24 protein-coding genes and 1 pseudogene are annotated in these 21,092 nt (G+C 71.9%); 23 read left to right on the top strand and 2 right to left on the bottom strand.

The features are described 5' to 3' along the window. Window positions 1-25 precede the first annotated feature (25 nt). On the bottom strand, window positions 26-754 hold the full coding sequence (locus OG764_RS11400) for a methyltransferase type 11 (RefSeq protein WP_328968309.1): 729 nt from the start codon (window positions 752-754) through the stop codon (window positions 26-28). 119 nt (window positions 755-873) lie between these two features. On the opposite strand from OG764_RS11400, the gene proS reads away from it, so the two are divergent. The 18 genes and pseudogenes from proS (at window position 874) to OG764_RS11310 (ending at window position 15,560) form a co-directional block, all read left to right on the top strand. After that, a complete protein-coding gene (gene proS / locus OG764_RS11395) occupies window positions 874-2,286 on the top strand; it encodes a proline--tRNA ligase (protein WP_328968308.1) in 1,413 nt (470 codons plus the stop codon). Window positions 2,287-2,501: 215 nt separating this feature from the next. Then, a complete protein-coding gene (locus tag OG764_RS11390; RefSeq protein WP_328968307.1) occupies window positions 2,502-3,101 on the top strand; it encodes a hypothetical protein in 600 nt (199 codons plus the stop codon). Between the two features lie 157 nt (window positions 3,102-3,258). Continuing rightward, window positions 3,259-3,699 carry a 30S ribosomal protein S16 gene (gene rpsP, locus OG764_RS11385; RefSeq protein ID WP_328968306.1) on the top strand — a complete coding sequence of 147 codons (441 nt, stop codon included), beginning with the start codon at window positions 3,259-3,261 and terminating at the stop codon, window positions 3,697-3,699. A gap of 2 nt (window positions 3,700-3,701) precedes the next feature. After that, window positions 3,702-3,941 carry an RNA-binding protein gene (locus tag OG764_RS11380; RefSeq protein WP_266383839.1) on the top strand — a complete coding sequence of 80 codons (240 nt, stop codon included), beginning with the start codon at window positions 3,702-3,704 and terminating at the stop codon, window positions 3,939-3,941. 79 nt (window positions 3,942-4,020) lie between these two features. Continuing rightward, window positions 4,021-4,581: a ribosome maturation factor RimM gene (gene rimM, locus OG764_RS11375; protein ID WP_328968305.1), complete on the top strand. Its 561-nt coding sequence runs from the start codon at window positions 4,021-4,023 to the stop codon at window positions 4,579-4,581. Then, the gene (gene trmD, locus OG764_RS11370) at window positions 4,581-5,402 is read left to right on the top strand and encodes a tRNA (guanosine(37)-N1)-methyltransferase TrmD (protein ID WP_328968304.1); all 822 of its coding nucleotides are present in this window, start codon (window positions 4,581-4,583) and stop codon (window positions 5,400-5,402) included. Before rimM ends, trmD begins: the two co-directional genes overlap by 1 nt. Window positions 5,403-5,535: 133 nt before the next feature. Continuing rightward, window positions 5,536-5,886 (top strand): 50S ribosomal protein L19, encoded by a 351-nt coding sequence (rplS, locus tag OG764_RS11365; protein ID WP_114054377.1) that lies wholly within the window; start codon window positions 5,536-5,538, stop codon window positions 5,884-5,886. 43 nt (window positions 5,887-5,929) lie between these two features. After that, window positions 5,930-6,715 carry a signal peptidase I gene (gene lepB / locus OG764_RS11360; protein ID WP_328968303.1) on the top strand — a complete coding sequence of 262 codons (786 nt, stop codon included), beginning with the start codon at window positions 5,930-5,932 and terminating at the stop codon, window positions 6,713-6,715. Then, a pseudogene (gene lepB / locus OG764_RS11355) lies at window positions 6,708-7,722 on the top strand (signal peptidase I). Before lepB (OG764_RS11360) ends, lepB (OG764_RS11355) begins: the two are co-directional and overlap by 8 nt. After that, window positions 7,682-8,605, top strand: a complete 924-nt coding sequence (gene lepB, locus OG764_RS11350) for a signal peptidase I (RefSeq protein WP_328972954.1) — start codon at window positions 7,682-7,684, stop codon at window positions 8,603-8,605. The pseudogene lepB (OG764_RS11355) and the gene lepB (OG764_RS11350) overlap by 41 nt, the downstream one beginning before the upstream one ends. A 66-nt stretch (window positions 8,606-8,671) precedes the next feature. Then, window positions 8,672-9,535, top strand: coding sequence for a signal peptidase I (gene lepB / locus OG764_RS11345; protein ID WP_328968302.1), 864 nt, complete (start codon window positions 8,672-8,674; stop codon window positions 9,533-9,535). Next, on the top strand, window positions 9,525-10,040 hold the full coding sequence (locus OG764_RS11340; RefSeq protein ID WP_328968301.1) for an NUDIX hydrolase: 516 nt from the start codon (window positions 9,525-9,527) through the stop codon (window positions 10,038-10,040). Before lepB (OG764_RS11345) ends, OG764_RS11340 begins: the two co-directional genes overlap by 11 nt. Window positions 10,041-10,095: 55 nt before the next feature. Further along, complete coding sequence (locus OG764_RS11335; RefSeq protein ID WP_014675276.1) at window positions 10,096-10,404, top strand: DUF2469 domain-containing protein; 309 nt, start codon at window positions 10,096-10,098, stop codon at window positions 10,402-10,404. Between the two features lie 82 nt (window positions 10,405-10,486). Continuing rightward, window positions 10,487-10,930 (top strand): YraN family protein, encoded by a 444-nt coding sequence (locus tag OG764_RS11330; RefSeq protein WP_328968300.1) that lies wholly within the window; start codon window positions 10,487-10,489, stop codon window positions 10,928-10,930. Next, the gene (locus OG764_RS11325) at window positions 10,930-12,546 is read left to right on the top strand and encodes a YifB family Mg chelatase-like AAA ATPase (RefSeq protein WP_328972953.1); all 1,617 of its coding nucleotides are present in this window, start codon (window positions 10,930-10,932) and stop codon (window positions 12,544-12,546) included. The genes OG764_RS11330 and OG764_RS11325 overlap by 1 nt, the downstream gene beginning before the upstream one ends. Further along, a complete protein-coding gene (dprA, locus tag OG764_RS11320) occupies window positions 12,543-13,862 on the top strand; it encodes a DNA-processing protein DprA (protein WP_328968299.1) in 1,320 nt (439 codons plus the stop codon). The genes OG764_RS11325 and dprA overlap by 4 nt, the downstream gene beginning before the upstream one ends. Window positions 13,863-14,113: 251 nt before the next feature. Continuing rightward, window positions 14,114-14,950 carry an RNA polymerase sigma factor WhiG gene (whiG, locus tag OG764_RS11315; protein ID WP_328968298.1) on the top strand — a complete coding sequence of 279 codons (837 nt, stop codon included), beginning with the start codon at window positions 14,114-14,116 and terminating at the stop codon, window positions 14,948-14,950. 52 nt (window positions 14,951-15,002) lie between these two features. Then, window positions 15,003-15,560: a TetR/AcrR family transcriptional regulator gene (locus OG764_RS11310; protein ID WP_328972952.1), complete on the top strand. Its 558-nt coding sequence runs from the start codon at window positions 15,003-15,005 to the stop codon at window positions 15,558-15,560. Window positions 15,561-15,624: 64 nt separating this feature from the next. Here the strand turns inward: OG764_RS11310 and OG764_RS11305 are convergent, their stop codons facing one another. Beyond that, on the bottom strand, window positions 15,625-16,089 hold the full coding sequence (locus OG764_RS11305) for a M23 family metallopeptidase (protein ID WP_328968297.1): 465 nt from the start codon (window positions 16,087-16,089) through the stop codon (window positions 15,625-15,627). Window positions 16,090-16,357: 268 nt separating this feature from the next. Here OG764_RS11305 and rpsB point away from each other — a divergent pair, with 268 nt between their 5' ends. The 5 genes from rpsB (at window position 16,358) to OG764_RS11280 (ending at window position 20,908) form a co-directional block, all read left to right on the top strand. Beyond that, entirely contained in the window at window positions 16,358-17,266 is a 909-nt protein-coding gene (gene rpsB / locus OG764_RS11300) for a 30S ribosomal protein S2 (RefSeq protein WP_328968296.1), read from the top strand. Window positions 17,267-17,399: 133 nt separating this feature from the next. Next, the gene (tsf, locus tag OG764_RS11295) at window positions 17,400-18,233 is read left to right on the top strand and encodes a translation elongation factor Ts (protein WP_328968295.1); all 834 of its coding nucleotides are present in this window, start codon (window positions 17,400-17,402) and stop codon (window positions 18,231-18,233) included. A gap of 162 nt (window positions 18,234-18,395) precedes the next feature. Then, a complete protein-coding gene (gene pyrH / locus OG764_RS11290; RefSeq protein ID WP_328968294.1) occupies window positions 18,396-19,175 on the top strand; it encodes a UMP kinase in 780 nt (259 codons plus the stop codon). A 63-nt stretch (window positions 19,176-19,238) separates the two neighbouring features. Next, complete coding sequence (gene frr, locus OG764_RS11285) at window positions 19,239-19,796, top strand: ribosome recycling factor (RefSeq protein ID WP_328972951.1); 558 nt, start codon at window positions 19,239-19,241, stop codon at window positions 19,794-19,796. After that, window positions 19,796-20,908 carry a phosphatidate cytidylyltransferase gene (locus tag OG764_RS11280; RefSeq protein WP_328968293.1) on the top strand — a complete coding sequence of 371 codons (1,113 nt, stop codon included), beginning with the start codon at window positions 19,796-19,798 and terminating at the stop codon, window positions 20,906-20,908. Before frr ends, OG764_RS11280 begins: the two co-directional genes overlap by 1 nt. Window positions 20,909-21,092 lie beyond the last annotated feature (184 nt).

Below are 21,092 nucleotides of genomic sequence, written 5' to 3'. Positions count from 1 at the left end.
GCCCGCTCCGCCCGCTCCGCCCGGGCTACGGCACCCGGGCGATCACGTAGCGGAACACGTTCGGCAGCCAGACCGTGCCGTCCGCCCGCGCGTACGGGTGCAGTGACTCGGCCAGCTCCTTCTCCGCCTGCGCCGGGTCCGCCGCGGCCGGATCCGCCCCGAAGCCGCCCGCACCGGCGCCGGTCCCGGCACCGGGGGAGCGGCTCGCGGACAGCAGCCCGCGCACCGCGCTCTCCATGTCGGCGTACCCGAACGGGCAGAACACCCGCCCCGAGCCGTCCGGCTGCAGCCCCGCCGCGGCCGCCACCTCCTCCAGGCCGTCGCGCCGCGGCGGCAGCCGCCACTGCGCCCCCAGGACCGTCAGCGTCGCGCACCGCTCCGCCGGGCCCCAGCCGGTCAGCACCACCGCCCCGCCCCGCCGCACCAGCGGCAGCACGCGGCCGAGGTCCGCGACGGCATCGGGCGAGAAGGCCGCCAGCACGTCGTACCCGGCGCCGCCGGCCGCGGGCGGGGCCGCCGCCACGTCCAGCCGGCGCTCGCGGGCCAGCGCGAGCCGCTCCGGATCCGGTTCGGCCCCGGTCACCCGGGCTCCTCGCGCGGCGCCGAGCAGCAGGGCCAGCCCGGCCCCGCAGTCCAGCCCGAGCAGCCGCGTGCCGGGACCGATGTCCAGCCGGTCGTACACCGCTTCGTACAGCGGTACGAGCATCCGCTCCTGGATCTCCGCCCAGTCCCGGGCGACGAGCGTCGAAGTCATGCGAAAGCGCTCCTGTCCTCCTTGCCCCCCTTGTCAGAGAACTGCTCATCGGGCCGCCCGTCCATAGGACGGCCGACCCGATTCACGCTCACCCTGCCCGGCGCCGTACCATTCGCGCCATGGCAAAGGCTCCCGTTCTCACCCCCCAGGCGGACGACTTCCCCCGCTGGTACCAGGACCTGATCAACAAGGCCGAGCTGGCCGACAACGGCCCAGTGCGCGGCACGATGGTCATCCGTCCGTACGGCTACGGCCTGTGGGAGCGGATGCAGCAGGAGATGGACGCGCGCATCAAGGAAGCGGGCGCCCAGAACGCCTACTTCCCGCTCTTCATCCCGCAGTCGTACCTGACGAGGGAAGCCGAGCACGTCGAGGGCTTCGCCCCCGAGCTCGCCGTCGTCACCCACGGCGGCGGCAAGGAGCTCGACGAGCCCGTCGTGGTCCGGCCGACCTCCGAGACGATCATCAACGACTACTTCTCCAAGTGGGTGCAGAGCTACCGCGACCTGCCCCTGCTGATCAACCAGTGGGCGAACGTCGTCCGCTGGGAAATGCGCCCCCGCGTCTTCCTCCGTACGAGCGAGTTCCTCTGGCAGGAGGGCCACACGGCCCACGCCACCTACGAGGACGCCCGCGACTACGCCGCGCACATCCACCGGAACGTGTACGGCGACTTCATGACCAACGTGCTCGGCATCGACGTCGTGCTCGGCCGCAAGACCCCCAAGGAGCGCTTCGCCGGCGCCATCAACACCCTCACCCTCGAGGGCATGATGGGCGACGGCAAGGCCCTCCAGCTGGGCACGAGCCACGAGCTCGGCACCAACTTCGCGAAGGCCTTCAACACCTCCTACCTGTCCAAGGAAGGACAGCAGGAGCTGGTCTGGCAGACCTCGTGGGGCGTCTCCACCCGCATGGTCGGCGGCCTGATCATGTCCCACGGCGACGACAACGGCCTGCGCGTGCCGCCGCGGCTCGCGCACGTCCAGGTCGTCGTCATGGCGATCAAGGGCGACGAGGCCGTGGCGAAGGTCCGCGAGCTGGGTGCCCAGCTCAAGGCCGCCGGCATCCGGGTGCACGTCGACGACCGCGTCGACACCCCCTTCGGCCGCCGCGCCGTGGACTGGGAGCTGAAGGGCGTACCGGTCCGCATCGAGATCGGCCCCCGCGACCTGGAGGCCGGCACCGCGATGCTGGCCCGCCGGATCCCGGGCGGCAAGGAGCCGGTGCAGATCGACTCCCTCGCCGACCTCCTGCCCAAGGTGCTGGAAGAGGACCAGGCCCAGCTGCTGCGCGAGTCCCGCGAGCGCCGGGAGTCCCGTACCAGCGACGTGTCCACGATCGAGGAGGCCGCCGAGGCCGCCGCGGCCGGTGGCTGGGCGCGGATCCCGTGGGACGTGCTGGGCCCCGAGGGCGAGGCCAAGCTCGGCGAGCAGGCCGTGACCGTGCGCTGCCTGGTGGCCGAGGACGGTTCCGTCCCGGTCGCCGACGACGCCCCGGGCACCATCGCCATCGTGGCGCGCTCCTACTGAGGCGAACGCCGCCTGAAGTGAACGGCTGCGCACCGCTGTGACGCAGGAGATCCCCCGGGCCACGGTCCGGGGGATCTCCCGTACGTACCGACTCCTCCGCACATATGCGCACCCGCCCTCGTCGGGATGCATGAGTGTGAACTGACTGGTACGTGCAAAAAATTTGGAATGGCCCGGAATCGGAACACCGGGGGCCTCCGGCTCGTTGTCACGACGTGAGCACGACACCACCTGTACTCGCCGCAGAGCTGGCGCAGGCGTGGGCCGACATTCAGCGGTACCACCCCGAGCTGCCCGACCTTGCCGCACCCGAGTCTTTGATCGGGGAGTCTTCGTCCGCGTGTGGCGCGGAGCTCTCCTTCGAGCGACTGCTCCACGAGGCAGTCCACGGAATCGCCGCCGCCCGCGGGGTCCGGGACACCTCGCGGGCCGGCCGCTACCACAACCGCCGATTCCTCGCGATCGCCGAGGAGATGGGCCTCGACCACGCCGACGAGCCGCATGCCAGCAGCGGCTTCTCGCTCGTGACCCTCAACCCCGAGGCGCGCAAGCGCTACCGCCCGACCATCGAGCGGCTCCAGCGGGCCCTGCGGGCGCACACCGTGGCCACGGCCGCCGACACCAAGCGCAGTTTCCGAGGACCGGCCGCCCGGCACGGCTCCTCCGGCGGCGGCGTCCGCGTCAAGGCGGTCTGCGACTGCGGGCGCAACGTGCGCGTGGTCCCGTCGGTCCTGGCCCAGGCCCCGATCGTGTGCGGCGGCTGCATGAAGCCCTTCCGCATCCCCGAGGTGGCGGTGACGGCTGCCGCGTCCTGACGCGCGGCGGGCATGTGGCACAATGGCTAGCTGTACTCGACAGTCGAACAGGACCCCTCTCTCCTACGGCTGACGCGTCCATCGGGCACCCGAGTACCGCAACCCCACGTGGCATCTCATGTGCCCCACCACGTCAAGTTCAGGAGACACCACTCCAGTGGCAGTCAAGATCAAGCTCAAGCGCCTCGGCAAGATTCGCCAGCCGCACTACCGCATCGTCGTCGCCGACGCCCGCACCCGTCGGGACGGTCGCGCGATCGAGGAGATCGGCATCTACCAGCCGACCTACAACCCCTCGCGCATCGAGGTCAACGGCGAGCGTGCGCAGTACTGGCTCTCCGTCGGCGCCCAGCCGACCGAGGCCGTGCTCGCCATCCTGAAGCTCACCGGTGACTGGCAGGCCGCCAAGGGCCTGCCCGCCCCGGAGAAGCCGCTCCTGCAGCCGGCGACGAAGGAAGACAAGCGTCGTTCCTTCGACGAGTTCGCCAAGGCCCTCGAGGGTGGCGACGCCAAGGGCGAGGCCATCACGCAGAAGGCGAAGAAGGCCGACAAGAAGGCGGACGAGGCTGAGGCCGCCGCCGAGTCGACCGAGGCCTGAGCATGCTCGAGGAGGCTCTTGAGCACCTCGTAAAGGGCATTGTGGACAACCCCGAAGACGTGCAGGTCGCCTCGCGCAACCTGCGTCGCGGGCAGGTGCTGGAGGTCAGGGTTCACCCCGACGACCTCGGCAAGGTGATCGGCCGCAACGGCCGCACCGCACGTGCTCTGCGTACCGTCGTGGGCGCCATCGGCGGCCGTGGGATCCGCGTCGACCTCGTCGACGTGGACCAGGTCCGCTGACGAAGTTGAATCACCGGCACGGGCCGGGGAGGGCTGAGGCCCGCCCCGGCCCGTCGTCGTATGAACAGGAGAAGGAAGAGTGCAGCTGGTAGTCGCGCGGATCGGCCGCGCCCACGGCATCAAGGGCGAGGTCACCGTCGAGGTGCGCACGGACGAGCCCGAGCTGCGGCTCGGCCCCGGCGCCGTACTCCACACCGAGCCCGCGTCGGCGGGACCGCTGACGATCGAGACCGGCCGGGTGCACAGCGGCCGGCTCCTGCTCCGCTTCGCGGGCGTCAAGGACCGTACCGGCGCCGAGGCGCTGCGCAACATCCTGCTGATCGCCGACGTGGACCCGGAGGAGCTGCCGGCGGACCCGGAGGAGTTCTACGACCACCAGCTCATGGACCTCGACGTGGTCCTCGCCGACGGCACCGAGATCGGCCGGATCACCGAGATCTCGCACCTGCCCTCGCAGGACCTCTTCATCGTGGAGCGCCCCGACGGCACCGAGGTGATGATCCCCTTCGTCGAGGAGATCGTCACCGAGATCGACCTGGAGAACCAGCGCGCCGTCATCGACCCGCCGCCCGGGCTGATCGACGACCGCGCCGAGATCGCGTCCGCGCGGGACGACGAGGACGACGAGGACGCCTCCTGATGCGGCTCGACGTCGTCACGATCTTCCCGGAGTACCTGGAGCCGCTGAACGTCTCGCTCGTCGGCAAGGCCAGGGCCCGCGGGCAGCTCGACGTCCACGTCCACGACCTGCGGGACTGGACGTACGACCGGCACAACACGGTCGACGACACCCCGTACGGCGGCGGCCCCGGCATGGTCATGAAGACCGAGCCGTGGGGGGACTGCCTGGACGACGTCCTGGCGTCCGGCTTCGAGGCGGGCGCGCACGGGCCGGTGCTCGTCGTGCCCACGCCCAGCGGCCGGCCCTTCACCCAGGAGCTCGCCGTCGAGCTCTCCGAGCGGCCCTGGCTGGTCTTCACGCCCGCCCGTTACGAGGGCATCGACCGCCGCGTCATCGACGAGTACGCCACCCGGATGCCCGTGTACGAGGTCTCCATCGGCGACTACGTGCTCGCCGGCGGCGAGGCCGCGGTGCTGGTGGTCACCGAGGCGGTGGCCCGGCTGCTGCCCGGCGTCCTCGGCAACGCCGAGTCCCACCGGGACGACTCCTTCGCCCCCGGCGACATGGCCAACCTGCTCGAAGGGCCCGTCTACACCAAGCCGCCGATGTGGCGCGGGCGCGGCATCCCCGACGTGCTGGTCAGCGGCCACCACGGGAAGATCGCCCGGTGGCGGCGGGACGAGGCGTTCCGCCGGACCGCACGCAACCGCCCGGACCTCATCGAGCGCTGCGAGGCCTCCTCCTTCGACAAGAAGGACCGGGAGATGCTGTCCCTGCTGGGCTGGTCCCCGACCGCGGACGGCCGATTTTGGCGCAGGCCCGGAGCCGTGGAAGAATAGGCGGCTGCTGTACGCCCGCGGGCGCCCCTGCCACAGGGGGACCGTCGCCGGCCGGGTGGGACAGCACCCGATTTCTCTACGAAAACCCCGCTCGGCGGCCTGTGGCGTCGTGCGAAGAAAGCAGACGAAGAACATGTCTCACCTGCTCGATGGCGTCAACGCCGCTTCCCTGCGTTCGGACGTCCCGGCGTTCCGTCCCGGTGACACCGTCAACGTCCACGTCCGCGTGATCGAGGGCAACCGCTCCCGTATCCAGCAGTTCAAGGGCGTTGTCATCCGTCGCCAGGGCTCTGGCGTCTCCGAGACCTTCACCGTTCGCAAGGTCTCCTTCAGCGTCGGCGTGGAGCGCACCTTCCCGGTGAACTCCCCGATCTTCGAGAAGATCGAGCTCGTCACCCGCGGTGACGTGCGTCGCGCGAAGCTGTACTACCTCCGTGAGCTCCGCGGCAAGGCCGCGAAGATCAAGGAGAAGCGCGACCGCTAGTCGCCCCTGCGGGTCCACAGGGCGGCCGGATAGGCTCCCCCCGATGGACACCGAGGCACGACTCACGCAGCGCGACCGCACTTCCTCCGGTACGGGGGAGGAGCGGTCGCGCTTCGCGCGTTTCCGGGCCGGTCCGTCGGGCTCGCGGACCACGGGGATGCTGTCCTGGCGGCGGGCCGGGCTGCTGGGCGTGGCCTGCACCGTGCTCCTGCTGCTGTTCTCGCACTTCGTGCTCCAGCCCTTCCTGATCCCGAGCCGTTCGATGGAGTCGACCCTGAAGGTCGGCGACCGGGTGCTGGTGAACAAGCTGGCGTACCGTTTCGGCAACCAGCCCGCCCGGGGCGACGTCGTCGTCTTCGACGGCACCGGGTCCTTCGTACGCGAGCAGCCCGCGGGCGATCCCGTCGTCGGGCTGCTGCGCGGTGCGGCCGCCGCCCTCGGCATCGCGGAGCCGGCCGACACGGACTTCGTCAAGCGGGTCGTGGGCGTCGGCGGCGACGACGTCGTGTGCTGCGACGCGCGGGGCCGGCTGAGCGTGAACGGCGTACCGGTGGACGAGGAATACCTCCGGCCCGGTGACGCTCCCTCGAAGGTGCCGTTCCGGATCGTCGTGCCGATCGGCACGCTGTGGGTGATGGGCGACCACCGGTCGCAGTCGCGTGACTCCCGGGACCACCTCGGGGAGCCGGGAGGCGGGATGGTGCCGGTGGAGAAGGTGATCGGGCGGGCCGACTGGATCGGCTGGCCGCTCTCCCGCTGGGGCTCGGTCCCGGCCACCACCGCGTACGAGAAGGCCGGCGCGGCCAGACCGGGCGGGGGCCATGGGTAGCCGGGGGCGGCCGCGCGGGGCCGCCGCCCGTACGGCGCCCGCCGACGCGGCGCCGGTCTCCGCGGTCCCCGCGACCCGGGCCGAGCGCCGGCTGCTGGCCCGGCGGGTCAAGCGGCGGCGCCGTACCCGGCGCGCCGGCGAGGTGCCGCTGCTGATCGTCGTGGCGCTCCTGATAGCCCTCGTGCTCAAGACCTTCCTCGTGCAGGCTTTCGTGATCCCGTCCGGCTCCATGGAGCAGACGATCCGGATCGGCGACCGGGTGCTCGTCGACAAGCTGACCCCGTGGTTCGGCGGCAAGCCCGGGCGCGGGGACGTCGTCGTCTTCAAGGACCCCGGCGGCTGGCTGAAGGGCGAGACCCGCCGGGTCGAACCCGATCCGGCCGGCATCCGGCAGGCCAAGCAACTCCTGACCTTCATCGGACTGCTGCCGTCGGCCGACGAGCAGGACCTGATCAAGCGGGTGGTCGCGGTCGGCGGCGACACCGTGGCCTGCTGCGACGGGAGCGGCCGGGTCACCGTCAACGGCACGCCTCTCGACGAGCCGTACGTGAACCCGGGGAACGCGCCTTCGGAGATCCGCTTCACGGTGAAGGTGCCCGCGGGGCGGCTGTTCGTCATGGGCGACCACCGGGCCAACTCGGCCGATTCCCGCTTCCATCTGGGCGAGAAATACCAGGGAACGATCTCCGAACAAGGGGTGCTCGGGCGGGCCGTGGTCATCGCCTGGCCGTTCTCCCACTGGCGCAAGCTGGAGGAGCCCGCGACCTTCCGACCCGTGGCGCAACCAGCGCGCCGGGGGCGCCGCCGCGTCGGGCCCGTCGCATAGTCTGTCCTCTTGGACTTGTGATCTCTATCGAACGGTCCGGCTCCCGACCCCTGCGGAACTCCCGCTCGTTAAGGGGAGTGGAGGTTCCGTGTCCTTCCGGACGCGGACGGCATGCGGAGTGAGGAGTGGACGTGGGGGATGTGGCGGTCGGCGCACGGTCCGGACGCGAGGAACCCGATGAGCGGCCGGAGGTTGCTGTGGACAGCGAGACCGCCCCGACCGGCGATTCCGGCGAGCCCGGTGACGGCGCGTCCGGGTCCGGAGACGGCGAGGAGCACGACGGGCATGAGGGCACCGGGCGCAAGCAGCGGTCCTTCTGGAAGGAGCTGCCGCTCCTCATCCTCATCGCACTGGTCCTGGCCCTGCTGATCAAGACCTTCCTGGTGCAGGCGTTCTCGATCCCGTCTGACTCGATGCAGAACACCCTGCAGCGGGGCGACCGGGTGCTCGTGGACAAGCTGACGCCGTGGTTCGGCTCCGAGCCGGAGCGCGGCGAGGTCGTGGTCTTCCACGACCCGAACAACTGGCTCGAAGGCGAGCCCACCCCCGACCCCAACGCGGTGCAGAAGTTCCTGAGCTTCATCGGACTCATGCCGTCCGCGGAGGAGAAGGACCTGATCAAGCGGGTCATCGCGGTCGGCGGGGACACCGTCGAGTGCCGCAAGGGCGGCCCGGTCAAGGTCAACGGCAAGGCGCTCGTCGAGCCGTACATCTTCCCCGGCAACACCGCGTGCGACGACAAGCCGTTCGGCCCGTTCAAGGTGCCCGAGGACAAGATCTGGGTGATGGGCGACCACCGCCAGAACTCGTACGACTCCCGCTGGCACATGGACGACGCGACCAAGGGCTTCGTGCCGGTCGACAAGGTCGTCGGGCGTGCCGTGGTCGTCGCGTGGCCGGTCACCCGCTGGGCGGCCCTGCCGATCCCGGACACCTTCGACCAGCCCGGCATCAACACCACCGCGGCGGCGGCCCTGGGCGCGGCCCCGGTGGGCCTGGGTCTGGCGGGCGCGGTGCCGCTGGTGCTGTGGCGCCGGCGCAAGCTCACCCGCGACCGGGGCTGACCCCGGGCCTACCGCCGGGTAGGGTGCCGTCCCAGGTCACGACTCTGGAACTTCGGGGGTGCTGGGATGGGCGGATCGGGCGGAACAGGACGTGGTGCCAACGGCCACGGCCGTCTCGGCAGCGTGCTGTCGGGAGTGGCCGTGGCCGTCGGCTTTCTGCTGTTCCTCGGCGGCTTCGTCTGGGGGGCCGTCGTGTACCAGCCGTACACGGTGCCCACGGACTCGATGGTGCCGACCGTGAAGCCGGGCGACCGGGTGCTGGCGCAGCGCATCGACGGGTCCGAGGTGCGCCGCGGCGACGTCGTGATCTTCACCGACGCGGTGTGGAGCAACGCCCCCATGGTCAAGCGGGTCGTCGGCATCGGCGGCGACGTCGTCAGCTGCTGCGGCAAGGGCGGGCGGCTCACCGTCAACGGCGTCCCGATGGACGAGCCGTACCTGGGGCTGTTCGCGGGGCAGGCCTCCGAGACGCCCTTCGAGGTCACCGTGCCCGAGGGCAACCTCTTCCTGCTGGGCGACCAGCGCGGCGCCTCCCTCGACTCCCGCTCGCACATCGCGGAGGCCGGGCAGGGCACGGTGCCGCGGTCCGCGGTCACCGCCCGCGTCGACGCCGTCGCCTGGTCCGACCCCGCGATGCTGGAACGGCCCGAGGCGTTCGCCGCACTGCCCGGCGGAATCTCCGCCCCCGGACCGCTGCGGCTCCAGCTGTACGCCGCCGCGGGCGGCGCGGCGCTGGTGCTCGCGGGAGCGGCGTACGGGCCGCTGGCGCGGCTCGGCGGGCGGCGCCGGGGCCGGACCGCGGGGCGCGGTGGCGCGAGCGCCGGGGCCGGCGGTGGTGGTGCGGGCGGCGGCAGACCGGGCGGCGGCGGTGGAACGGGCGGTGGCGGAGCGGGCGGCGGTAGCGGCCGGGAGCCGAGCCGTGTCGGCTGAGCACGCCGGTCCGGTGATCCCGCCCGGGGCCCGGCAGGTGTCCCGGGTGGTGCTGCTGGACCCGCGGGACCGGATCCTGCTGCTGCACGGCTTCGAGCCGGCGGACCCCGCCGACCACTGGTGGTTCACCCCCGGCGGCGGCCTCGAGGGCGCCGAGACGCGGGAGCAGGCGGCGCTGCGCGAACTCGCCGAGGAGACCGGGATCACACGGGTCGAACTCGGGCCCGTGCTGTGGCGGCGGTACTGCTCCTTCCCCTTCGACGGGCGGCGCTGGGAGCAGGACGAGTGGTACTTCCTCGCCCGAACCGACCAGACCGAGACGGCGCCCGCCGGACTCACCGAGCTGGAGCGGCGCAGCGTGGCCGGGGCCAGATGGTGGACCTACGGGGAACTGTCGGCGGCCCATGAGACGGTGTACCCGACCAGACTCGCCGAGCTGCTCCGCACACTGCTCGACGAGGGTCCTCCGGGTGCGCCGGTGGTCCTGGCCCCGGAAATCGTTTAGGGGCGCGGCGGCCTGGCGCACAATAGGGGGACGCACGGCTGAAGGGGAACATGCCATGAGCGCCGAGGACCTCGAGAAGTACGAGACCGAGATGGAGCTGAAGCTCTATCGCGAGTACCGCGACGTCGTCGGGCTGTTCAAGTACGTGATCGAGACGGAACGCCGTTTCTACCTCACCAACGACTACGAGATGCAGGTGCACTCGGTCCAAGGCGAGGTGTTCTTCGAGGTCACGATGGCCGACGCGTGGGTCTGGGACATGTACCGGCCGGCCCGCTTCGTCAAGCAGGTCCGGGTGCTGACCTTCAAGGACGTGAACATCGAGGAGCTCAACAAGAGCGACCTCGAACTTCCGGGTGGCTGAGTTGTCCACAACGGCCATGTTGTCCACCAAGATCCACTAGCCGGGGGCGGATGCGGGACCGTCGGTGCCGGAGGTGGTACCGATGGACATGCGGACCCGGGTACGGGACGGAGTCGGCGGCAGCCGTGCTGGCGACGACGGTGGCGGTGGCGGTGCGAAGCGGGCCGACGGGGCGCGCAGGGCGCTGGGGCGGTACGGCGAGGACCTTGCGGCCCGGCGGCTGACCGACGCCGGACTGACGGTCATCGCGCGGAACTGGCGCTGCCGCGGCGGAGAGATCGACATCATCGCCCGGGACGGCGACGCCCTGGTCGTGTGCGAGGTCAAGACCCGCCGCGAGGGCCCCTTCGAACACCCCATGGCCGCGCTGCGGCCCGGCAAGGCGGCGCGGTTGCGCAGGCTCGCCGGGCGGTGGCTCGCCGACCACGGCGGACCACCCCCGGGCGGCGTGCGCATCGACCTCGTCGGAGTCGTGCTGCCCGGACGCGGAGCGCCCCGGGTCGAACACGCCAAGGGGGTGGCGTGATGGGATTCGCCCGCGCCTGCTCGGTGGCCCTGGTCGGAGTGGAAGGCGTCGTGGTGGAGGTCCAGGCCGACCTCGAACCGGGCGTCGCCGCCTTCACCCTGGTGGGGCTTCCCGACAAGACGCTCGTCGAGAGCCGTGACCGGGTTCGCGCCGCGGTGGTCAATTCTGGGGCCGAGTGGCCCCAGAAGAAGCTGACCGTGGGACTGAGCCCGGCCTCCGTTCCCAAGTCCGGCTCCGGATTCGACCTCGCCGTGGCAGCCGCCGTACTCGGCGCCGCCGAGCGCATCGACCCACGCGAGATCGCCGACCTCGTCCTCATCGGGGAACTGGGACTCGACGGCAGGGTGCGGCCCGTGCGCGGCATCCTGCCCGCCGTGCTCGCCGCCGCCGAAGCCGGATACCGGCAGGTCGTCGTACCCGAGCAGTCCGCCGCCGAAGCCGCGCTCGTGCCCGAGGTGGCGGTGCTCGGCGTGCGCAGCCTGCGCCAGCTCATCGCCGTACTGACCGACGGCGAAGTACCCCAGGAGGAGCCGCCGGACCGGCCGGGCCGGCCGGACGCCATGCTCGCCGGACTGCTCGTGCCCGGCGCGGGCTCCGGCAGCGGACTGACCGGCCGCCGCACCGAGGCACTCGACCTCGCGGACGTCGCCGGGCAGCGGGCCGCCCGCCGGGCCTTGGAGGTGGCGGCCGCCGGCGGCCACCACCTCTTCCTCTCCGGCCCGCCCGGGGCCGGCAAGACGATGCTCGCCGAGCGGCTGCCCGGCATCCTGCCGCCGCTGACCCGGCAGGAATCCCTGGAGGTCACCGCCGTCCACTCCGTCGCGGGCATCCTGCCGCCCGGCGAACCCCTGGTGACCGCCGCCCCGTACTGCGCCCCGCACCACTCGGCCACCATGCAGTCCCTGGTGGGCGGGGGGAACGGGCTGCCGAGGCCGGGCGCGGTCTCCCTCGCCCACCACGGGATCCTCTTCCTGGACGAGGCGCCGGAGTTCAGCACCAAGGCGCTCGACGCGCTGCGCCAGCCCCTGGAGTCCGGGCAGGTGGTCATCGCGCGGGCGGCCGGCGTGGTCCGGCTGCCGGCCCGCTTCCTGCTCGCCCTCGCGGCGAACCCCTGCCCCTGCGGACGGCACACCCTGCACGGCTCCGGGTGCGAGTGCCCGCCCTCGGCGATCCGCCGCTACCAGGCGAGGCTCTCCGGCCCGCTGCTGGACCGGGTGGACCTGCGGGTCGAGGCCGAACCGGTGACCCGGTCCGACCTCCTCGGCCATGGCGGGCGCGGAGAATCCAGCGCCGCCGTCGCGGCCCGGGTGCGGGAAGCCAGGGCACGGGCCGCGGCCCGGCTCGACGGCACCCCGTGGAGCATCAACGCCGAAGTGCCCGGGCATGAACTGCGCACCCGCTGGCGGGCCGGCCCCGGCGCCCTGGCCCAGGCCGAACGGGACATGGAACGGGGCCTGCTGACGGCGCGCGGGCTGGACCGGGTGCTGCGCGTGGCGTGGACCATCGCCGACCTCGGCGGCCGGGACCGGCCCGGCCCGCCGGACGTGGCGGTCGCACTCGAACTGCGCACCGGCATCGCCCGCGGCGTGCCGCTCCCGGCCGGATCCCCGTCATGAGCGCGCGCCCGGACCCGCGCACCGGGGAAGATCCGGGCGGGGAGCCGCCGGGACACCAGGCGTACGGGCACGAGCGGCAGGTGCACCGGGGGCGTGGGCTCGGGGAGGACGCGCTCGCAGGCCCCGGGGCGGGACCGCCCGCACCCGATGCGCTCGCCCGGGAGCGGCTCGCGCGGGCCGCGCTGACGCGGGTGCTGGAGCCGGGGGACGAGCACGGCGGACGCTGGCTGCGCGACCACGGCGCGGCCGGCCTGCTCGACCTCCTGACCGGCCCGGAATCCGGCAGCGCCGGGCTGAGCGGAGTGGGGCCGGACCGGCTCGCCGGATACCGCAGACGGGCCGCGGCCGCCGACCCGGCGGCCGATCTCGCGGCCACCGAGGCGAGCGGCGGGCGCTTCGTGTGCCCCGCCGAACCCGACTGGCCCCGCCAGCTCGACGACCTGGGTGACGCCCGGCCCATCGGGCTGTGGGTGCGCGGCCGGCCCTCCCTGCGGACCTGGGCACTGCGCTCGGTCGCCGTGGTCGGCGCCCGGGCCTGCACCCCTTACGGCGCGCACATGGCCACCGACCTCGCCGCCGGACTGGCCGAGCGGGGCTGGGTGGTGGTCTCGGGCGCGGCGTACGGGATCGACGGCGCCGCCCACCGCGGGGTGCTGGCCGCCGGCGGGGCCACTGCCGCGGTGCTCGCCTGCGGGGTGGACACCGGCTACCCGCGCGGGCACGCCGGACTGCTGCGCCGGATCGCCGAACAGGGGCTGGTCGTCGGAGAGCTGCCGCCCGGCAGCCATCCGACCCGCAGCCGGTTCGTCCTGCGCAACCGGGTCATCGCGGCCCTGACCCGGGGCACGGTCGTGGTGGAAGCGGCCTACCGCAGCGGGTCGCTGGCGACGGCGCGCTGTGCACAGCGGCTGGGGCGGCACACGATGGGCGTGCCCGGACCCGCGACCAGCGGGTTGTCGGCCGGGGTGCACGAGCTGCTCCGCGGGGAAGCGGTGCTCGTCACCGACGCGGACGAGGTCGTCGAACTGGTCGGCGACATCGGGGAGCTGGCGCCCGTCCGGCGGGGCCCGGTCTGCGCCCGGGACCTGCTGGCCCCGGCGGCCGCCCGGGTGCTGGACGCCCTCCCGGCCGGACGCGCCGCGACCGCCGCCGAAGTGGCGCTCGCCGCGGGCTCGGACACCGATGAAGTCATCGGCAGACTGTACGAACTTCACTCTCTGGGGTTCGTCGAACGGCAGGGCGACGCCTGGCGGTTGACCACTCGTCAGGAGGAGCCGGGCACACGAACCGGGGACCCCCGGCGAGGCGGTCCTTGACCTGGGGCGTTCCGGTGAAAGGGTGAAGCCGATGAGATACGCCGTCTTCCCGGTCTCACCCGCCGGGGCCGCGCACCCGGTGCCGGACCCGGACCGCCCGCGCGTCCCGGGGAGCCCGTGCGCCCCCTCGTCATCCCGTACTCTTCGCGCACCGCGACACTTCAGTCACGCTACGCTCGCAGGGATCCCGAACCGGCCACGGCCTCCCGCACAGATCAGCCAGTACACAGCAGAACGGCTCAAGGCGACGCATGCCCCAGCACACCTCCGGGTCTGACCGCGCTGCGGTGCCCTCCGCTGCCCGAGGCGGCGTGCGGCCCGCCGCACCCTCGTCGCTGGACGAGCTCTGGCGGTCGTACAAGGACTCGGGCGACGAGCGACTGCGCGAGCAGCTGATCCTGCACTACTCGCCGCTGGTGAAGTACGTGGCGGGCCGGGTCAGCGTGGGGCTGCCGCCCAACGTGGAGCAGGCGGACTTCGTGTCCTCCGGGGTGTTCGGGCTGATCGACGCCATCGAGAAGTTCGACATCGAACGCTCCATCAAGTTCGAGACGTACGCCATCACCCGGATCCGCGGGGCGATGATCGACGAACTGCGGGCGCTGGACTGGATCCCGCGCTCGGTGCGGCAGAAGGCGCGGGCGGTCGAGCGTGCCTACGCCACGCTGGAGGCCCAGCTGAGGCGGACTCCGACCGAGACGGAGGTCGCCGCCGAGATGGGGATCGGCCTGGAGGACCTCCATACGGTATTCAGCCAGTTGTCCCTGGCGAACGTGGTGGCGCTGGAGGAGCTGCTGCACGTCGGCGGCGAGGGCGGCGACCGGCTCAGCCTCATGGACACCCTGGAGGACACCGCCGCCGACAACCCGGTCATGGTGGCCGAGGACCGGGAGCTGCGGCGGCTCCTCGCCCGGGCGATCAACACCCTGCCGGAGCGGGAGAAGACGGTCGTGACCCTCTACTACTACGAGGGCCTCACCCTGGCGGAGATCGGGAACGTCCTCGGGGTCACCGAGAGCCGGGTCAGCCAGATCCACACGAAGTCGGTGCTGCAACTGCGGGCCAAACTGGCTGATGTGGGCCGGTGAGCTTGCGGCCCGTCCGTAGAGTGGAAGCGTGCCCAGGATTCGAGCGGCCTCCGTGGCCGAGCACCGGACGATGCAGCGCGCCGCCCTGCTGGATGCCGCGCGCTCCCTGTTGTCCGAGGGCGGGACGGACGCGCTGACGTTCCCCGCCCTCGCCGAGCGCACCGGGCTGGCCCGGTCCTCCGTGTACGAGTACTTCCGGTCCCGCGCCGCCGTCGTCGAAGAGCTGTGCGCGGTGGACTTCCCCGTGTGGGCGGCCGAGATCGAGGCCGCCATGGAGGCCGCGGACACCCCCGAGGCGAAGATCGAGGCCTACGTGCGCAGCCAGCTGGCGCTGGTGGGGGACCGCAGGCACCGGGCCGTCGTCGCCATCTCCGCGAGCGAGCTGGACGCGGGCGCCCGCGAGAAGATCCGCGCGGCCCACGGCGGGCTCGTCGCGATGATCGTCGAGGCGCTGGGCGCGCTCGGCCACGGGCAGCCGCGGCTCGCCGCGATGCTCCTGCAGGGCATCGTCGACGCCGCCGTCCGCCGGATCGAGCTCGGCGCGGCCGAAGACCCGGCCGACGTGACCGCCGCGGCCGTGTCCATGGCCCTGCGCGGCGTCCGCGGCTGAACCCCTCCCGTTGCCTGAGCCCTCCCTCGCCTGAGCCCCGCTCCCGGCTGAGTCCCCTTCCCGCTCAGGGGAGGGGCAGGAGGCGCGGCGTGGGGCGGGGGAGCAGGCGGAGCGGGTCGAGGTAGGCGTCGCCCGCGAGGAGGCCCCAGTGGAGGCAGGGCTCGGCGCAGTGGGTGCCCGCGGCGAGGACGGCCACGAGCTGGCCGGCACGCACCTGCTCGCCCTCCGTGACCAGCGGCCGGACCGGCTCGTACGTGGTCCGCAGGCCGCCCGGGAGGGTGAGGGACAGGACGCCGCGGCCCGCCACCTGTCCGGCGTAATGCACACGCCCCGGCCCCACGGCCCGGACCCCGGTGCCCTCGGGCGCGGCCAGGTCGACCCCGCGGTGCCCGGCGGCGTACGGCGTGGGCGGTGGATCCCACCAGCGCAGCACGCGCAGCGGTGGGGGCAGCGGGCGGGCGGCGGCGTACGGGGCGGGCGCGGATGCGGGCACGAGGGCGAGCAGCAGGGCCAGGACGAGTGCGGTCATGGGGCCAGCGTGGCCCGGAGCGGCGGTGCGGCGGGCCGGGCTGTGGACGGCGGCGCCGCTGTGGACAGGAGCGTCACCCGGCACGGGTGCCGGTCCCGTACACTTCTTGTGGCGATCCGGGTCACCGGGTCGACTTCGCACGCCCCGCCACCTGGTCCGCAAGGCCGGTGGCCGCGCTCCTCGGTCCCTCGTGGCACGGCGCGTCGGGGCGTCAGGCGCGACCGCCGTCCGGTGGTCGCGGTAACCGAGCACCTCAAGGAGTACGGCCATGGCCGTCGTAACGATGCGGGAGCTGCTGGAAAGCGGCGTCCACTTCGGTCACCAGACCCGTCGCTGGAACCCGAAGATGAAGCGCTTCATCTTCACCGAGCGCAACGGCATCTACATCATCGACCTGCTCCAGTCGCTGTCGTACATCGACCGCGCCTTCGAGTTCGTCAAGGAGACCGTCGCGCACGGCGGCTCCATCATGTTCGTCGGTACGAAGAAGCAGGCGCAGGAAGCGATCGCCGAGCAGGCGACCCGCGTCGGCATGCCCTACGTCAACCAGCGCTGGCTGGGCGGCATGCTCACCAACTTCTCCACCGTCTACAAGCGCCTTCAGCGTCTGAAGGAGCTCGAGCTCATCGACTTCGAGGACGTGGCCGCCTCCGGCCTCACCAAGAAGGAGCTCCTGGTCCTCTCCCGCGAGAAGGCCAAGCTGGAGAAGACCCTCGGCGGTATCCGCGAGATGTCGAAGGTTCCCAGCGCCGTCTGGATCGTCGACACCAAGAAGGAGCACATCGCCGTCGGTGAGGCGCGCAAGCTCCACATCCCGGTCGTCGCGATCCTCGACACCAACTGCGACCCCGACGAGGTCGACTACAAGATCCCGGGCAACGACGACGCGATCCGCTCCGTCACCCTGCTCACCCGCGTGATCGCCGACGCCGTCGCCGAGGGCCTCATCGCCCGCTCCGGCGCTGCGACCGGCGACTCGAAGCCGGGCGACAAGGTCGTCGGCGAGCCGCTCGCCGAGTGGGAGCGCGACCTGCTCGAGGGTGACAAGAAGGCCGACGAGGCCCCCGTCGCCGCCGAGGCCCCCGCTGCCGAGGCCCCCGCCGCCGACGAGGCTGCGGCCGTCGAGGCCCCCGCCGCCGACGAGGCCGCCCCGGCCGCGGACGCCGAGCAGGCCTGACCCACTGGGAGCGCCCGGAGTTCACCCTCCGGGCACTCGCAGCACGGACGATGACGACGGGGGACGGTGCCACGAGCGCCGGCCCCCGCCGTTCACCCGTAGATCTACGACTTCGAGAGAGAATCACAGACTCATGGCGAACTACACCGCCGCTGACGTCAAGAAGCTCCGCGAGCTCACCGGCGCCGGCATGATGGACTGCAAGAAGGCCCTGGTCGAGTCCGACGGCGACGTCGACAAGGCCGTCGAGGCCCTGCGCATCAAGGGTCAGAAGGGCGTCGCCAAGCGCGAAGGCCGTTCTGCCGAGAACGGTGCCGTTGTCTCCCTCATCGCCGACGACAACACCTCCGGTGTCATCGTCGAGCTGAAGTGCGAGACGGACTTCGTCGCCAAGGGTGACAAGTTCCAGGCCGTCGCCAACACGATCGCCGAGCACGTCGCGGCCACCAAGCCCGCCGACATCGAGGCCCTGCTCGCCTCCGAGATCGAGGCCGGCAAGACCGTCCAGGCGTTCGTGGACGAGGCCAACGCCAACCTGGGCGAGAAGATCGTCCTGGACCGCTTCGCGTACTACGGCGACGGCTTCGTCACCGCGTACATGCACCGCACCATGCCCGACCTGCCCCCGCAGATCGGTGTTCTGGTCGAGCTCGACAAGGACAGCGACATCGCTCGCGGCATCGCGCAGCACATCGCCGCCTTCGCGCCGAAGTACCTCTCCAAGGAGGACGTCCCGGCCGAGGTCGTCGAGTCCGAGCGTCGCGTCGCCGAGGAGACCACCCGCGCCGAGGGCAAGCCCGAGGCCGCGCTCCCGAAGATCGTCGAGGGTCGCCTCAACGGCTTCTTCAAGGACGCCACCCTCCTGGGCCAGCCGTACGCGCTGGACAACAAGAAGTCCGTCCAGCAGATCCTGGACGAGGCCGGCGTCACCCTGAAGCGCTTCGCGCGCATCAAGGTCGGCATCTGAGTCCGTCCGTACGCGACGGACACCGGACCCCGGTAGGGTCTGAGGCAGTCGTCCGCGTTCGCGCAGGACGACCGCAGATCTGACGAGGAGGCCATTGCCGCAGAGGGAACCGCAAGGACCCACCGGCAATGGCCTTCTTCGTATGTGCACGAGGAGATCTCCATGAATCAGGGCGTGGACCCCCACACCGCTTCCGACGACAAGAGCGACCACGAGAAGAAGGGTCGCCGCTTCATGCTGAAGCTGTCCGGCGAAGCCTTCTCAGGCGGCGGCGGGCTGGGCGTCGACCCCGACGTCGTGCACGCCATCGCCCGTGAGATCGCGGCCGTGGTCCGTGACGGCGCGGAGATCGCGATCGTCATCGGCGGCGGCAACTTCTTCCGCGGCGCCGAGCTGCAGCAGCGCGGCATGGACCGGGCCCGGTCCGACTACATGGGCATGCTCGGCACGGTCATGAACTGCCTGGCCCTCCAGGACTTCCTGGAGAAGGAAGGCATCGACTCCCGTGTCCAGACCGCCATCACCATGGGTCAGGTCGCGGAGCCGTACATCCCGCTGCGTGCGGTGCGCCACCTTGAGAAGGGACGCGTCGTGATCTTCGGCGCGGGCATGGGCATGCCGTACTTCTCGACCGACACCACCGCCGCCCAGCGGGCCCTCGAGATCGACGCCGAGGCGCTCCTCATGGGCAAGAACGGCGTGGACGGGGTCTACGACTCCGACCCGAAGACCAACCCGGACGCGGTGAAGTTCGACGCGCTCGAGTACGGCGAGGTGCTCTCCCGCGACCTCAAGGTCGCCGACGCCACCGCCATCACGCTGTGCCGTGACAACAAGCTGCCGATCCTCGTCTTCGAGCTGCTCGCGGAGGGCAATATCGCTCGCGCCGTCAAGGGTGAGAAGATCGGCACGCTGGTGAGCGACCAGGGCACCCGGGCCTGATCCTCCGGTCCCGCCCGCCCCGCACCGCCCGAACCATCCACTCAAGACATGCAGGAGCACGTGGTGATCGAAGAAATCCTCCTCGAGGCCGAGGAGAAGATGGAGAAGGCCGTCGTGGTCGCCAAGGAGGACTTCGCCGCGATCCGCACCGGCCGTGCGCACCCGGCGATGTTCAACAAGATCGTGGCTGACTACTACGGCGCCATCACGCCCATCAACCAGCTCGCGTCCTTCTCGGTGCCCGAGCCGCGCATGGCCGTGGTGACCCCGTTCGACAAGAGCGCCCTGCGCAACATCGAGCAGGCCATCCGGGACTCCGACCTGGGCGTCAACCCCAGCAACGACGGCAATATCATCCGGGTGACCTTCCCCGAGCTGACGCAGGACCGCCGCAAGGAGTACATCAAGGTCGCCCGCACCAAGGGCGAGGACTCCAAGGTCTCGATCCGCTCCATCCGCCGCAAGGCGAAGGACGCCCTCGACAAGCTCGTCAAGGACAAGGAGTCCGGCGAGGACGAGGTGCGCCGCGCGGAGAAGGAGCTCGACGACACCACCGCGAAGTACGTCGCCCAGGTGGACGAGCTGCTCAAGCACAAGGAAGCCGAGCTGCTCGAGGTCTGATGAACGACTCTCCCTGGGGGGCCTCGCCGGGCGCCGGATACTCCGGCGTTCGGCTGCCGTCCGACCAGGGGCCTGTCCCGGAGCCGGTTCCGGCGGGTCCCGCATACGATGCGCAGGAGGGCCCGCACACGCGGCCCCTGTCCCTCGTGCACGACCGCTTCGCAGACCAGGAAGCACGCGACCGGGGGGCCGCCCAGACGGGCGGCCCCCTGTTCCGCGACGAGACGCCGCCGCAGGAGCCCATGTCCATGCCGCCCCCACCGCAGGCGCCCCAGGCCTCGCAGCCGCCGCAGAAGAAGCGCGCGGGGCGGGATCTGCGTGCCGCCATAGGGGTCGGCGTCGGCCTCGGCGCGGTCATCTTCGCCTCGCTGTTCATCGTGAAGGCGGTCTTCGTCGGCGTCATCGCCGTCGCGGTGGTCGTCGGCCTGTGGGAGCTGACCTCCCGGCTGGCCGAACGCAAGCAGATCAAGGCGCCGCTGGTGCCCCTCGCGGTCGGCGGTGCGGCGATGGTCGTCGCCGGCTACCTCCGGGGTGCCGAGGGCGCCTGGGTCGCCATGGCCCTCACCGCGCTCGCCGTGCTCGTCTGGCGGATGACCGAGCCGCCCGAGGGCTACCTCAAGGACGTCACCGCGGGCGTCTTCGCGGCGTTCTACGTGCCGTTCCTGGCGACCTTCGTGGCGATGCTGCTGAGGGCCGACGACGGCCCGCAGCGCGTGGTCACCTTCCTGGTGCTCACCGTCGTCAGCGACACCGGGGCGTACGCGGTCGGCTGGCGCTTCGGCAAGCACAAGCTCGCCCCGCGCATCAGCCCCGGAAAGACCCGCGAGGGCCTGTTCGGCGCCGTGGCCTTCGCGATGGGAGCCGGCGCGCTGTGCATGGAGTTCCTCATCGACGGCGGCGTCTGGTGGCAGGGCCTGATCCTCGGCCTCGCCGTCGCGGTCAGCGCCACGCTGGGTGACCTCGGCGAGTCGATGATCAAGCGGGACCTCGGCATCAAGGACATGGGGACGCTGCTCCCCGGACACGGCGGGATCATGGACCGGCTGGACTCGCTCCTGCCGACCGCCCCGGTGGTCTGGCTGCTCCTGGCGGCCTTTGTCGGAACGGGCTGACCTGCACGAACAGCCGGCCTCGGCAGCTTTGGGGCGGTACGGGTTATCCTGAAGGGCGCGTCACTCGCGAGTGGCGCGCCTTTTCCGTCCCGCGACCGCGCGGACGGACCTCTGAGGTCTTCCCGGCTCCCGGTCGAGCCACTGTCCGCTGCGCGTCCCGCGCAGGCGCGCCCAGGCCTCGTCG

Origin of the sequence: Streptomyces sp. NBC_00239 (genome assembly GCF_036194065.1) — a bacterium.
Lineage (GTDB): Bacteria > Actinomycetota > Actinomycetes > Streptomycetales > Streptomycetaceae > Streptomyces.
The sequence above is the reverse complement of the archived record's forward strand: the minus strand, read 5'-3'. Positions and strand labels throughout refer to the sequence as shown.